Source organism: Mycolicibacterium sediminis, assembly GCF_010731735.1.
Lineage (GTDB): Bacteria > Actinomycetota > Actinomycetes > Mycobacteriales > Mycobacteriaceae > Mycobacterium > Mycobacterium sediminis.
Genome location: NZ_AP022588.1, coordinates 2,051,620 through 2,064,369, shown reverse-complemented (window position 1 = coordinate 2,064,369; position 12,750 = coordinate 2,051,620). Strand labels below are relative to the sequence as shown.

At 69.7% G+C, this 12,750-nt stretch carries 15 protein-coding genes; 6 read left to right on the top strand and 9 right to left on the bottom strand.

Features of this window, described 5'->3' with window-relative positions:
* Positions 1–750, top strand: coding sequence for an SDR family NAD(P)-dependent oxidoreductase (locus G6N64_RS09890; RefSeq protein WP_163796735.1), 750 nt, complete (start codon positions 1–3; stop codon positions 748–750).
* An 8-nt stretch (positions 751–758) separates the two neighbouring features.
* On the opposite strand, the gene G6N64_RS09885 is transcribed toward G6N64_RS09890, so the two are convergent.
* Positions 759–2,066, bottom strand: coding sequence for a L,D-transpeptidase (locus tag G6N64_RS09885; RefSeq protein ID WP_246231073.1), 1,308 nt, complete (start codon positions 2,064–2,066; stop codon positions 759–761).
* A gap of 15 nt (positions 2,067–2,081) precedes the next feature.
* Entirely contained in the window at positions 2,082–3,137 is a 1,056-nt protein-coding gene (locus G6N64_RS09880) for a UDP-N-acetylmuramate dehydrogenase (protein WP_163796734.1), read from the bottom strand.
* A gap of 26 nt (positions 3,138–3,163) precedes the next feature.
* On the opposite strand from G6N64_RS09880, the gene G6N64_RS09875 reads away from it, so the two are divergent.
* The 4 genes from G6N64_RS09875 to G6N64_RS09860 are packed head-to-tail and all read left to right on the top strand — an operon-like array spanning position 3,164 to position 6,255.
* Positions 3,164–3,667, top strand: a complete 504-nt coding sequence (locus G6N64_RS09875; RefSeq protein WP_163796733.1) for a DUF2505 domain-containing protein — start codon at positions 3,164–3,166, stop codon at positions 3,665–3,667.
* A 20-nt stretch (positions 3,668–3,687) separates the two neighbouring features.
* Positions 3,688–4,476: a class I SAM-dependent methyltransferase gene (locus G6N64_RS09870; RefSeq protein WP_163796732.1), complete on the top strand. Its 789-nt coding sequence runs from the start codon at positions 3,688–3,690 to the stop codon at positions 4,474–4,476.
* A gap of 19 nt (positions 4,477–4,495) precedes the next feature.
* Positions 4,496–5,311 (top strand): carbon-nitrogen hydrolase family protein, encoded by an 816-nt coding sequence (locus G6N64_RS09865; RefSeq protein WP_163796731.1) that lies wholly within the window; start codon positions 4,496–4,498, stop codon positions 5,309–5,311.
* Entirely contained in the window at positions 5,308–6,255 is a 948-nt protein-coding gene (locus G6N64_RS09860) for an LmeA family phospholipid-binding protein (RefSeq protein WP_246231071.1), read from the top strand. Before G6N64_RS09865 ends, G6N64_RS09860 begins: the two co-directional genes overlap by 4 nt.
* Before the next feature lie 7 nt (positions 6,256–6,262).
* Here G6N64_RS09860 and fmdA read toward each other — a convergent pair whose 3' ends face one another.
* From fmdA to G6N64_RS09825, 7 genes are all read right to left on the bottom strand, one after another.
* A complete protein-coding gene (gene fmdA, locus G6N64_RS09855) occupies positions 6,263–7,519 on the bottom strand; it encodes a formamidase (protein WP_163796730.1) in 1,257 nt (418 codons plus the stop codon).
* A 394-nt stretch (positions 7,520–7,913) separates the two neighbouring features.
* The gene (deoC, locus tag G6N64_RS09850) at positions 7,914–8,594 is read right to left on the bottom strand and encodes a deoxyribose-phosphate aldolase (protein ID WP_163796729.1); all 681 of its coding nucleotides are present in this window, start codon (positions 8,592–8,594) and stop codon (positions 7,914–7,916) included.
* A complete protein-coding gene (locus tag G6N64_RS09845; protein ID WP_174266778.1) occupies positions 8,595–9,017 on the bottom strand; it encodes a DUF2599 domain-containing protein in 423 nt (140 codons plus the stop codon).
* Positions 9,018–9,020: 3 nt separating this feature from the next.
* Complete coding sequence (locus tag G6N64_RS09840) at positions 9,021–9,305, bottom strand: DUF2516 family protein (protein ID WP_163796728.1); 285 nt, start codon at positions 9,303–9,305, stop codon at positions 9,021–9,023.
* 57 nt (positions 9,306–9,362) lie between these two features.
* Complete coding sequence (locus tag G6N64_RS09835; protein WP_163796727.1) at positions 9,363–10,034, bottom strand: heparin-binding hemagglutinin; 672 nt, start codon at positions 10,032–10,034, stop codon at positions 9,363–9,365.
* Positions 10,035–10,108: 74 nt separating this feature from the next.
* Positions 10,109–10,537 carry a helix-turn-helix domain-containing protein gene (locus G6N64_RS09830; RefSeq protein ID WP_163796726.1) on the bottom strand — a complete coding sequence of 143 codons (429 nt, stop codon included), beginning with the start codon at positions 10,535–10,537 and terminating at the stop codon, positions 10,109–10,111.
* Between the two features lie 86 nt (positions 10,538–10,623).
* Positions 10,624–11,952, bottom strand: coding sequence for a DUF445 domain-containing protein (locus G6N64_RS09825; protein WP_163796725.1), 1,329 nt, complete (start codon positions 11,950–11,952; stop codon positions 10,624–10,626).
* An 87-nt stretch (positions 11,953–12,039) separates the two neighbouring features.
* Between G6N64_RS09825 and G6N64_RS09820 the strand changes: the two genes are divergently transcribed.
* Positions 12,040–12,744 (top strand): TetR/AcrR family transcriptional regulator, encoded by a 705-nt coding sequence (locus tag G6N64_RS09820; RefSeq protein ID WP_163796724.1) that lies wholly within the window; start codon positions 12,040–12,042, stop codon positions 12,742–12,744.
* Positions 12,745–12,750 lie beyond the last annotated feature (6 nt).

Genomic DNA, 12,750 nt, shown 5'->3' with positions numbered 1-12,750 from the left:
ATGACCGCATCCGTTTCAGATCAGCGCGTCGCAGTGGTCACCGGTGCCAGCTCCGGCATCGGTGAGGCCACTGCGAGAACCCTTGCAGCCCTTGGCTTCCACGTCGTCTGCGTGGCACGTCGAGCGGACCGGATCACCGCCGTCGCGGACGCGATCGGGGGCTCGGCCATTGTGGCGGACGTCACTGACCAGGCGGCCGTGGACGCCCTCGCAGCCGGCCTGTCCCGCGTCGACCTCCTCGTCAACAACGCCGGCGGGGCCAAGGGATTGGAGCCGGTGCTCGACGCCGACGTCGACAACTGGCGGTGGATGTGGGAGACCAACGTCCTCGGCACGCTTCGCGTGACCCGCGCACTGCTACCCGCCCTGATCGCCTCGGGCGACGGACTGGTGGTCACCATCACCTCGATCGCGGCGTTCGAGACCTACGACGGCGGATCGGGTTACACCGCCGCCAAGCACGCGCAGGGTGCGCTGCACCGGACGCTGCGCGGCGAGCTGCTCGGCAAGCCCGTCCGGCTCACCGAACTCGCGCCCGGCGCCGTCGAGACGGAGTTCTCGCTGGTGCGCTTCGAAGGCGACCAGGAGCGGGCGGACAACGTGTACCGCGGCATCACGCCGCTGGTCGCCGACGACGTCGCCGAGGTCATCGGGTTCGTGGCGTCACGCCCGTCGCACGTCAACCTGGACCAGATCGTCATCCGGCCACGCGATCAGGCGCCGAACGGCCGGTTCAACCGCCAACCCTGACGAGGGGGCTAGCCGCCGGGCGTCGACGTCGACTGGCTCGGCGCGGTGGTGGTGGGCGTGCCCGAGAGGGTCGGCGCGTCGCTGGGGGTGGCCGGCGCGTTGGCGGGGATGTTCGCGGGCGTGCCGGGCTTGGACAGCGCCGACATCGAGGTCCACTCGTCCCACGGCACGGCCCAGTCCCAGATGTCGCCGTCGGCGTAGGACAGATCGATCCGCGTGCCGGTGACCTCCACCGGATCGCCGTACACCGCGCTGTTGAAGTATTGCTGCGAGTCCTCGAGGTTGAGGTTGATGCAGCCGTTGGTGACGTTCGTATTGCCCTGCGCGCCAATGCTGTTGGGGTTGCAGTGGATGAACTCGCCATTGTTCGAGATCCGCACGGCGAACCGTTCCCGCACGTTCGCGTAGCCCGCCGCGGGGTTGGTCATGTAGAAGTCCTCGTACTTCTCGGTCACGACGTGGATGCCGCTGCGCGTGACGTTGCGGTCCAGGTCGCCCTCGCCGTAGCTGCACGCGAAGTCCATGATCACCGCGCCGCCCTCGTCGAGCACCTGGATCCGATGACTGGACGCCTCGGCCTTGACGACCTGGCGGCGGCCGATCGCGAAGTCCAGCGTCGAGTCCTGTGCGCCGAACGCGCCGTCGCCGAACGGGACGCCGTAGAGGTTGGCCTTGACGTGGACCTGCGTGCCCGGGGGGTAGTACTCCCGCGTCCGCCAGTGCATCCGGGAGCCGCCCGCCTCGTCGGGCAGCCAGGCCCAACTGCCCTCGACCGGGGGTTCGGTGGTGACGATCATGTTCTTCTCGACGCCCGCGCGGTCCGCGTCCTCGATGGCCGAGTCGAACTGCATGATGATCGGCGCTGCGACGCCGACGGTCTGCCCGTCGGCGAGCTGGAAGGTCCCGGACACCTGCCGGGACGGGTTCACCGTGGTGAAGCTGCCCTTCAGCGGCAGAGCCTTGCCGTCGTGCCCCACCACGGACCCGCCCCAGGTGTACTGGACGCCGTAGCCGAGCGGCTCGGTGACGGAGAACGAGTTGCGGTCGCGGTTCACGACCCCGTTGACCACCCGACCCTCGGCATTGGTGAGAGTGACCCGTTGGAACCAGCCGTCGACGACCTCGACGCCGACCGGCGCGGTCGGCGGGACGTCGGAGGCGGAGTTCGCCGGGCTGAACGTGACGTCGGGAGCCTTGGGGGCCTCGGACTCGGCCGCTTCGCCCGAACCGGTGACGGACGTGCCCGCACATGCGGCGAGGAAGCCCGTCGTTCCCACCGCAATCGCGGTCAGGGCCTGGCGGCGATTGAGTGTCACGTGTACCAAGGGTACCTAGAGGGAGCAGCCGAACAGGCATGGCTCGGGTGTGAGATCGATCCCGAAGTGGGATCGCACCCCGTCGCGCACGCGTCTGGCCAGCTCAAGCACGTCCGCCGTCGTCGCGAATCCTCGGTTCGTGAGGGCCAGCGCATGCTTGGTCGAGAGCCGTGCGGGGGCTTCCGGGCCGGGAAACCCCTTGTCGAAGCCGGAGTGCTCCACCAGCCAGCCCGCCGCCAGCTTCACCCCGTCGGGTGCCGGGTAGTTCGGCACCGGCCCCGCGGCCCGAGCCCGGAGGCGCTCGAAGTCGGCTACCGAGACCACCGGGTTGGTGAAGAACGAGCCGACGCTCCAGGTGTCGTGGTCGGGCTCGTCGAGCACCATGCCCTTCGCTCCCCGCAACGCCAGCACCGCGTCGCGCACCCGCTGGGGCTCGGTGCGGGTTCCCGGCTCGACGCCCAGCGTCCGGGCCAGCTCGCCGTAGCGCACCGGAGCACTGCGGCCGTCGGCGTCGAGGGTGAACTCCACCTCGAGCACCACGGCGTGGTCGGAGTTCTTCAGCACGCTGTGCCGGTAGCCGAAGCCCATGGCGCTCGGGGACACCCACTCGTCGTCGCCGGTCCGGCGGTCGAGCAGCCGGACCCGGCTGATGGTGTCCGCGACCTCGGCGCCGTAGGCGCCGACGTTCTGCACCGGGGTCGCGCCCGTCGACCCCGGGATGCCCGACAGGCACTCGAGCCCTCCGAGGCCGTGCCGCAGCGACGTCACCACCACCTCGTCCCACCCGGCGCCGGCCTCCGCGCGCAGCACGGGCCCCTCGACGGTGACGCCCGCGTTCGCGAGCCGGACCACGGTCAGATCGACGAGGTCGTCGGCGAGCAGCAGGTTCGAGCCGCCGGCCAGGATCAGGGTCTTCTCGTCGACGGCCGGGTCGCGCAGCACCGCGACGACCTGCTCGGTGGTGACGCACGGAACGACGCGGCGTGCGACGGGTCCGACGCGCAGGGTGGTCAGCGGCGCGAGCGGGACGTCCTCGTCGACCGACGCGCCCGCGATGTACGAACTGACCACGGGCCGTAACGGTAGCGTGGTCGGCTATGCCGCGTTCCTTCGACATGGCTGCCGACTACGAGGGCGGGGTCGAGCAGGTCCACGAGGCGTTCGGCGATCGGCAGTACTGGCTCGACCGACTCGCGGGTTCCGGTGCCGACGAGGCCACCCTGGATTCCATGACCGTCGGGCCGGACGGGATCGACGTCGTCACCACCCAGACCCTGTGGGCACGCAGGCTGCCCGGCCTGGTCTCCCAGTTCCACCACGGTGACCTGAGCTTCGTCCGCTCGGAGCTGTGGACGCCGATCGAGGACGGCCGGACGACGGCACGGATCACGGGCACGATTCCCGGAGCGCCGGCCTCGCTCACCGGCACCGCCGTCCTCGCCCCGTCGGGCACCGGCTCCCGGCTCGAGTTCACGGCCACCGTCGAGGTGCGCATCCCGCTCGTCGGCGGCAAGGTCGAGGGCTTCGTCGGCAACCAGCTGGTGGAGCTGATGATCGCCGAGCAGCGCTTCACCACCGAGTGGATCCGCGCCAACGCCTGACGCGAGAGGGTGGTGTGGCCATGTCGGGCCCCATCGGACGGCTCACGCGCGGCACGACGGGCTACAACCGGCTGCGCCGCAGCGATCGGTGGCTGGTGCACTCACCCCGGGTGCGCGCCGCGCTGCTCGCAGCGGCCGACCCACTCGTCGTCGACCTCGGCTACGGCGCCCTGCCCGTGACCACACTCGAACTGGCCGCCCGGTTGCGGACGGTGCGCCCCGACGCGCGCGTCGTCGGCCTCGAGATCCATCCCGAGCGGGTGCGTGACGCGCGGGCGCTCGCCGGGTCGGCGCCCGGCGTGGCGTTCGGGCTGGGAGGCTTCGAATTGGCCGGTCTCGCACCGGTTCTGGTGCGCGCGTTCAACGTGCTGCGGCAGTACGACGTCGACGCGGTGCCGGACGCGTGGGCTCGGATGACCGGCCGGCTCGCCCCCGGCGGCCTCCTCGTCGACGGCACGTGCGACGAGCTGGGCAGGCTCTGCTGCTGGGTGGTGCTGGACGCGCTCGGTCCGATAGGCCTGGTGCTCGCCTGCGATCCGTTCGCCATCGAGAAGCCGTCCGATCTGGCCGAGCGACTCCCGAAGGTGCTGATCCACCACAACGTCGACGGGCAGCCCGTGCACGCGCTGTTCACCGCCGCCGATCGCGCCTGGGCGGCCGCCGCCCCGCACGGCGTCTTCGGCCCGCGGGTGCGCTGGCGGGCGATGCTCGCGCTGCTGCGGGACCAGGGGTGGCCGGTAGAGCCCCCGCGTCGCCGCATGCGCGACGGTGTGCTGGCGGTGCCGTGGGACCTGGTCGCGCCACGCTGACGCCGGTTACCCTCGGTTCATGCGGATTGCCCTCGCGCAGATCCAGTCCGGCACCGACCCGTCGGCCAACCTCGATCTGGTCGACGACGGTGTCCGTCGCGCCGCCGAGTCGGGTGCGCGCCTGGTCCTCTTCCCCGAGGCCACGATGTGTCGCTTCGGGGTTCCGCTCGCCCCGGTCGCCGAACCCGTCGACGGGCGCTGGGGCACCGGGGTCCGTGAGATCGCCGACCGGCACGGCGTCGTCGTCGTCGCAGGCATGTTCACCCCCGGAGACGACGGCCGCGTGACCAACACGCTGATCGCGACCGGCCCCGGCGTCGACGCGCACTACGACAAGATCCACCTCTACGACGCGTTCGGGTTCGCCGAATCCCGCACGGTCGCACCGGGTTCGACACCGGCGGTCATCACCGTCGACGGTGTCCCGGTCGGACTCACCACCTGTTACGACGTCCGCTTCCCCGAGCTGTACGTCGAACTCGCCCGCCTCGGTGCTCGGCTCACCACGGTGCACGCATCGTGGGGGGCCGGTCCCGGCAAGCTCGAGCAGTGGACGCTGCTCACCCGTGCCCGTGCCCTGGACACCGGCACCTTCGTCGCCGCGGTCGGCCAGGCCTACCCGGGAGACGAGGTCGCTGCCTCCGGACCCACCGGAGTCGGCGGCAGCCTGGTCGCCTCACCACTGGGTGAGGTGCTCGCCGCGGCAGGTGACGGCCCCGACCTGGTGGTCACCGACGTCGACCTCGACACCGTCGACACGGTGCGCGAGACCCTCGGGGTCCTCCGCAACCGCACGGACTTCACCACGAGCAGTAGGGCACAATCGCGGGGGTGACCGATCCGTGGAGCCGTCCGGCCAACCAGCCACCGCAGGGGCCGAACCCTCAGGGCGGTGAGCCACCCACCGAGCGGGCCCCGCAGTATGGCGGGTCTCCGGAGCCGCCGACGCAGCAGTTCCGGCAGGAGAACTACCCGCCGCCACCGCAGGGCCAGCCGGGCGACGCACCCCCTCCCCCGGTGTCGCCGAAGAAGTCCCGCGGCAAGGGCATGTTCCGCGATCCGCTGTCCATCACCCTGATCTTCGTCATCGTCGTCGCACTCGCGCTGGCCGGCGTGGTCGGCGCCGAACTCTATGCCCGGCACGTCGCCGACCAGCGGGTCGCCGCGGCCACCTCCTGCGTCGTCCAGGACGGGGTGAAGGTGTCGTTCGGCCCCCGCCCGTTCCTGCTGCAGCACCTCACCGGCCACTACAGCGGGATCCACATCACCACCGACGGCAACCAGCTCCGCGAGGCCAAGGGCATGAAGGCCGACATCGTCATCGACGACGTCCGCGTCGCGGACAACCCGAACTCGGCGGGCACGATCGGCTCGCTGAACGCGACCATCGACTGGTCGGCCGACGGCATCAAGCGGACCATCCAGGATTCGATCCCCCTGATCGGCAGCTTCGTCAGCGGCGTCACCACCAACCCGAGCGACGGCACGATCGAACTCGAGGGCATGCTCGGCACCATCGTCACCGAACCGCAGGTCGTCGACGGCGGCATCGCGCTCAAGGTCGTGCAGCTGACGGGCCTCGGGTTCACGCTTCCCCGCGAGGCCGTGCAGCCGGCGCTGGACGCCTTCAGCGCGCAGCTGACCAAGGACTACCCGCTCGACGTCCGCGCCGACAGCATCGAGGTCACCGACTCGGGCGTCATCAGCAAGTTCTCGTCCCAGAACGCCCCGATGCCCGCAGGCGGCCAGGGCGACGACGCGTGCTTCGCCGGACTCTGACCGTCCGCTAGCCGAACGACGCGCGCGGCGCTCCCGCGCCGGGGTCGATGCGCGTCGGTCCGTCGACCGACGGGCTGATCGGGAAGTCGAAGATGGCGGTCGGGATGTACACCGTCGCACAGGCATTCGGGATGTCGACGACGCCCGAGAGCCGACCCTCGATCGGTGCCGCGCCGAGCAGGAGGTACGCCTGCTCCGGGCTGTAGCCGAACTTGGTCAGGTAGTCGATGGCGTGCAGGCACGCCCGCTGGTACGACAGGTGCGAGTCCAGGTAGCGCTGCTCGCCGTCCAGCGTGACGGAGGTCCCCGAGAACGCCAGCCACTCCGAGTACTGCGGGTCGGTGTTGCCCGGCATGAAGATCGCGTTCTCGCTGACGCCGTAGGTCTCCATGCCACCCGGGATCACGTCGACCCGCAGATCGATGAAGCCACCCATCTCGATGGCACCGCAGAACGTGATCTCGCCGTCGCCCTGTGAGAAGTGCAGGTCGCCCACCGACAGGTTGGCGCCGTCGACGAACACGGGATAGAAGATCCGGCTGCCCCTGGTCAGGTTCTTGATGTCCTGGTTGCCGCCGTTCTCGCGCGGCGGCGCAGTGCGCGCGGCCTCCGCGGCGGCCCTGGTGAACGCGTCACCGGTGAGACCGCCGAGGATCGCGTCCTGGGGTTCGGGAGGCAGCGCCAGCGGCGGCACCCGATCGGGGTCCGTGGCGATCAGCGCGGCCTCGCGGGTGTTCCACGTCGACAGCAGACCGGCCGACGGCGCGGTGCCCATCAGACCGGGATGCACGATGCCGGTGAACTCGACGTGCGGGACGTGCCGCGACGTCGCCTTCTGCCCCGAGAAATCCCAAATGGCCTTGTACGCATCGGGGAACTGCTCGGTGAGGAAGCCGCCACCGTTCTGCGTCGGGAAGATCCCGGTGTACCCCCACCCCTGGCCTGCCAGCGGTCCGGAGTCCTCCTGCGGAATGGGCCCGACGTCGAGGATGTCGACGATCAGCAGATCGCCGGGCTTGGCACCCTCGACGGCGATGGGGCCGGACAGCACGTGCACGGTGGTCAGCGGCGCGTTGAGGATGTCCTCGGCCGAGTCGTCGTTCACGATGGCGCCGTCGAACCACTCCCGGCAGTGCACTCGGAACGAGTCACCCTTCTTGACCGTGACCGCCGCGGGGATGTCGGGATGCCACCGGTTGTGCCCGAGCTTCTCCTGGTCGGTGAACTTCTTCGTCGAATCGAGGGGGAAGACGAGATCGGGCACGGTGACTCCTTCTACGGTCGCGGAAGAGTTCGATGCAGCGGATTGGTGGTGACGCGCTGCCTCCGTCCGGCGGACGCCGGACGTGACACCACGGCCGGACGGTCCGACGTCGCCCGGGTCGCGTCCTGCAGCGCCATGGCGGCACCGTCGGCGCGTCCCACGTGCGGCGAGGCGATGGTCCTACGGGCCGAACCCCGGCATGCCGGGCACTCGACGGAATCGGGACGATCCGCCATCGGATGGAACTGCGTCGTCGTGCCGCATCCCGACTCGCACCGAAAGGTGTACAGGATCAACGTTTTTGCCTCCCGGTCCGATCGACGCGCCGTTCCGAGACCCACCCTACCGAGGGTTGGCATCCTCGGCGCGGCAGTTGACCGATCCGAGGACGGAGCTAGTTCGGCAGGCCGTCGAGGACGACGCGGGTACCCGACAGACCGAGGCGGGTGGCTCCGGCGTCGAGCATCGCGATCGCGTCGGCGGCGGTACGGATTCCGCCGCTGGCCTTCACGTCGACCTCGGGTCCGACGGTCTCCGCCATGAGCGTCACCGCACGGACCGAGGCGCCACCCGCGGGGTGGAAGCCCGTCGACGTCTTCACGAAGTCGGCGTCGGCCGCCTTGGCGGCGCGGCACACCTCGATCAACGTTCGCTCGTCGGCGAATTCGAGCAGCGCAGCCGATTCGACGATCACCTTCAGCACGGCGTTGGGGACGGCGGTCCGGACGGCGGCGACGTCGGCGCGCACCGCGTCGAAGTCACCCGAGACCGCCGCACCGACGTCGATCACCATGTCGATCTCGTCAGCGCCCATCATCACGGCCACCGACGCCTCGTGCGCCTTGACCTCGGATACGTGCTTGCCCGAGGGGAATCCGACGACGGCCGCGATCTTGCGACCCGACGCGCCGGCCCGGTTGACGGCCGCGAGCATGGACGGCGACACGCACACCGCGTAGGCGTCCAGGTCTGCGGCCTCGGTGATCAGCGCCGCGACGTCGGCCTCGGTGGCCTCCGGCTTGAGCAGCGTGTGGTCGACGAGTTCGGCGACCTGACTGCGCGTCCACGTCGCCACTTAGAACGGCTCCTGGGTGCCGCCCGGATTGCACCCCGTGGCGATCATCGTCTCGTCGTCCACCTCGGGCCGCCAGGGCTCGAGGTTCCAGCTCGTCTTGCCGGGCTGCACCCGCTCGGCGAACTGCCAGTGACAGATGAACTGCGCTCGCATGCCCGGCATGTCGCCGTCGGGAGCGAGAGCGAGGACCTCCGCCCAGGCCTCGTCGGCCTGCGCGACCGTGTCGGGCTGAACGGACACCGCTCGTCCCGCCGCGGTCGGGTAGACGCGCAGGGTGGAGAGGTCACCCCACTTCGCCCACTCGGTGTGGTCGACGTAGGGCGGACCGGCCAGCGGGCCACCGGACGCGGGAGCCGCGCCTGCGACGGGCGCCGCGATCAGCAGTGCGGCCGCCACCAACAGGGCGGCGAGGAGACGGGCCACCCGCTATCGCGACTTTCCCTGGACGTCGAGAACCTTGGGCCTGACGTCGACGATGTAGATGCCCGCGGCGCACGCGACGATCGCCGATCCCACCGGGGGACCGAGGACGAGGGCCAGCAGGGCGGTTCCGCCGATGATCGCGAGCCAGATCGGCTTGCTCATCTTCTCGGCGGCGGTGAACGCGTCGGGCCGCTGGATGGCGGCGTGGACGAAGGCGTAGGCGCCCGTCGCGAGGGCTGCCACCTGAATGACGAGGAGGACGTAACCCACCAGGCTAGAAGGCTGCACGCCTTGAGCCTATGCGGGTTACGTCCCCCTGTGCCAAACAGGACTACGTACGAATCCTTACTTCTGGGTGACCTTCTTGGCCGGAGCCTTCTTGGCCGGAGCCTTCTTGGCCGGAGCCTTCTTCGCGGGAGCCTTGGCCGCGGCGGGCGCCGGAGCCTTCTTGGCCGGAGCCTTGGCGGGTGCCTTCTTGGCGGCTTCCTTGACCGGCTCGGCGGCCTTCTCGGCGCGCTTGGGCAGCTCGACGCCGACCAGCTTGGCGGCGCGCTCGCCGACCGCGCGGGTCTGGGTCGCGACGTTGCCGAGCGCGTCCTGAGTCAGCTCGACGGCCTGGTCGGTGACGCTCTCGACGCGGTTGGCGGCCTCCTCCAGCGCCGGCTGGCTACGCAGGCGCGCCAGCGCCTCCTCGCCACGCTCGACGAGCTTGTTGTAGGTCGCGGTCGCGCTCTCGGCGTAGGTCTCGGCGGCCTTGCGCAGCTCCTCGCGCAGCTCGTCGGCGTTCAGGCGCTCGCGGAACTCGCCGACCTGGCTGGGCAGGTCCTCCTGCAGCTTGGTCAGGTTGGCGCGGGCCTCCTCGACGCGGGCCTCGGCGTCGGTACGGGCGTCGCCCGCACGCTCACGCAGCGTCGCGAGGATCTCGTTGACCGTGGCAAGCGCCAGGTCGGCGGCACCGACCGCCGCGAGGAGCGGGGCCTTCAGGTCTTCGATGTTGGTCTGGTTCTTCTCGGCCATGTCAGCCATTCCCTTCGTGGATGTCTTCGGTCTTCGTGGTGGTGGGGCTCGTGGTGGTGGGGTGGAGTCGCGCGTCAGTCAGTGGGTGACTCCTCATCTACTCCGGCGGCGTCCGCGTCCGCCAAGGCGTCGTTCTGCTGGCAGAAGGACGTGTAGATGTCGAGCAGCACCTGCTTCTGCCGCTCGGTGATCGAGGCATCGGCGACGATCGCGTCCCGCACCTCGCTGTGTTCGCTCGGCTCGAGCATCCCGGCCTGCACGTAGAGCACCTCTGCGGACACTCGAAGCGCCTTCGCGATCTGGCTGAGCACGTCGGCGGACGGCTTGCGGAGACCTCGCTCGATCTGGCTGAGGTAGGGGTTGCTGACCCCCGCCTGCTCGGCGAGTTGCCGCACGGACACCTGCGCCGCTTCGCGCTTGGCGCGGATGAAGCTGCCGATGTCCGACGCCGCGTTCGACGCGACGGTGGTGACGACGGCGGCGATGTTCTCGTCTTGCGACATCTCGTTGCCCCCTTCGTCCGTTCGTTGCCTGACGAGATCAACGGTAGGACGGAGTGCTAACTTTTGCAAGCACCTGCTAGCGCAGGTCAGAACAACAGCTGGGCTATCGAGTAGATGAACAGACCCGCAAGCGACCCCACCACGGTGCCGTTGATGCGGATGAACTGCAGGTCACGGCCCACGTGCAATTCGATGCGACGGCTGGCCTCGTCGGCGTCCCACCGCTCGATCGTCTCCGTGATGACCGCTGTGATCTCCGTCCCATACTGCTCGACCAGGTGTTTCGCGGCCCGGACGATCCAGTTGTCGACCTTGGTCCGCAGGTCGGGGTCGTCGCGCAACGACTCGCCGATGTGCACCACGGAGTCGGCGACCCGGACGCGCAGCGCCGAGGACGGGTCCTCGACGGACTCGAGGATGATGCGCTTCGCGGTCCCCCACGCGGTCTCCGCCGCACGCGCCACCTCCTCGCGCGCCATGACCTCGTCCTTGACCTTCTCGGCCCGGGCGATCGTCGCCTCGTCGTGTTGCAGGTCGTCGGCGAACTCGACCAGGAACTTGTTCGCCGACTGACGGATCTCGTGCTCCGGGTTGCGCCGCACCTTGTCGGTGAAGTCCATCAGTTCACGATGGATGCGCTCGCCGACCAGGCCGTCGACCCACTTGGGGGTCCACGTCGGCGAATCCCGCTCGATGACCCGCTCGATCGTGTCGCCGGCGTTCAGCGACCACTCGAAGGCACGGTCGGCGAGCAGCTGTATGACCGCTTCGTGACGGCCCGCCTCCAGCATCGATGCGAGCACCCGTCCGGCCGGCGGACCCCACTGCGGTTCCGCGACGCGCTTGACGATCATCCGGTCGAGCAACTGCTGCACGTCGTCGTCGCGAAGCATCTCGACCAGCACCCGCAGCACCGTGGACGCCTCGGCGGCGACGCGCTCGGCGTTCGTGGGGTGCGCCAGCCACCGGCCCATCCGGCCGGCGACCTCCGCCTCGCGGACCTTGCCCTCGATCACCTCGGACGACATGAAGTTCTCGCGGACGAAGTCGCCGAGCCCCTCGCCGAGCTGATCCTTCTTGCGCTTGATGATCGCCGTGTGCGGGATCGGCACGCCCAGCGGGTGCTTGAACAGGGCCGTTACGGCGAACCAGTCCGCGAGGGCGCCCACCATGCCCGCCTCCGCGGCGGCCCGGACGTAGCCGACCCAGGGAGCGGCGCCGTGCGACTGGGCCCAGGTGCAGAGCAGGAAGACGATCGTCGCGCCGAGCAGGAAGCCGGTCGCGACGACCTTCATCCGCTGTAGTCCGCGGCGGCGCTCGGCATCGGCCGGAGATTCGACGCCGGCCATGGATTCGGCAAAGCCGCGACGCTCGGCGCTCGTGGGAGGTGCTGACACGTCTCCATTCTCCGTCATCGCCGCGCGTGCCCCGTCGTCCGACCACCCGCCACCCGTCACAGCGCCGTATCATCGTTCCGGACGACGGAACGGAAAACTGCGACAGTGGCACACCAATCACCTGCCGGGGCGGTGAAGACCGACGGGCGCAAACGACGCTGGCATCAGCACAAAGTCGATCGCCGCAACGAGCTGGTCGACGGGACGCTCGATGCCATCCGGTTGCGCGGCAGCAACGTCAGCATGGACGAGATCGCCGCCGAGATCGGTGTGTCCAAGACCGTGCTGTACCGCTACTTCGTCGACAAGAACGACCTGACCACGGCGGTCATGATGCGGTTCGCGCAGACCACGCTGATCCCGAACATGGCCGCGGCGCTGACCGCCCACCTCGACGGCTACGACCTGACCCGCGAGATCATCCGCGTCTACGTCGCCACGGTCGCCGCCGAACCCGAGATCTACCCGTTCGTCATGGCCAACAGCTCGGCGAGCAAGAGCAAGGCCGTCGCGGACTCCGAACAGATCATCGCCCGCATGCTCGGCGTCATGCTGCGCCGCCGCATGGCCGAGGCAGGCATGGACACCAGCGGTGCGCAGCCGTGGGCGTTCATGATCGTCGGCGGCGTCCAGCTGGCCACCCACTCCTGGATGTCGCACCCCCGGATGACGGCCGACGAGCTGATCGACTACCTCACGATGCTGTCGTGGAACGCGCTGCGGGGCATCGTCGAGGTCGGCGGATCGCTCGAGGAGTTCCGCTCGATGCCCCACCCGTCCCCTGTGTTGCCGCCGCAAATGCTTGACTGATCGGGT

What these genes read in the sequence shown, in the direction of transcription:
- G6N64_RS09890 (WP_163796735.1), top strand. Translation starts at nt 1, where the DNA reads ATGACCGCATCCGTTTCAGATCAGCGCGTCGCAGTGGTCACCGGTGCC.
- G6N64_RS09875 (WP_163796733.1), top strand. Translation starts at nt 3,164, where the DNA reads ATGCCGCGTTCCTTCGACATGGCTGCCGACTACGAGGGCGGGGTCGAG.
- G6N64_RS09870 (WP_163796732.1), top strand. Translation starts at nt 3,688, where the DNA reads ATGTCGGGCCCCATCGGACGGCTCACGCGCGGCACGACGGGCTACAAC.
- G6N64_RS09865 (WP_163796731.1), top strand. Translation starts at nt 4,496, where the DNA reads ATGCGGATTGCCCTCGCGCAGATCCAGTCCGGCACCGACCCGTCGGCC.
- G6N64_RS09835 (WP_163796727.1), bottom strand. Translation starts at nt 10,034, where the DNA reads ATGGCCGAGAAGAACCAGACCAACATCGAAGACCTGAAGGCCCCGCTC.
- G6N64_RS09830 (WP_163796726.1), bottom strand. Translation starts at nt 10,537, where the DNA reads ATGTCGCAAGACGAGAACATCGCCGCCGTCGTCACCACCGTCGCGTCG.
- G6N64_RS09825 (WP_163796725.1), bottom strand. Translation starts at nt 11,952, where the DNA reads ATGACGGAGAATGGAGACGTGTCAGCACCTCCCACGAGCGCCGAGCGT.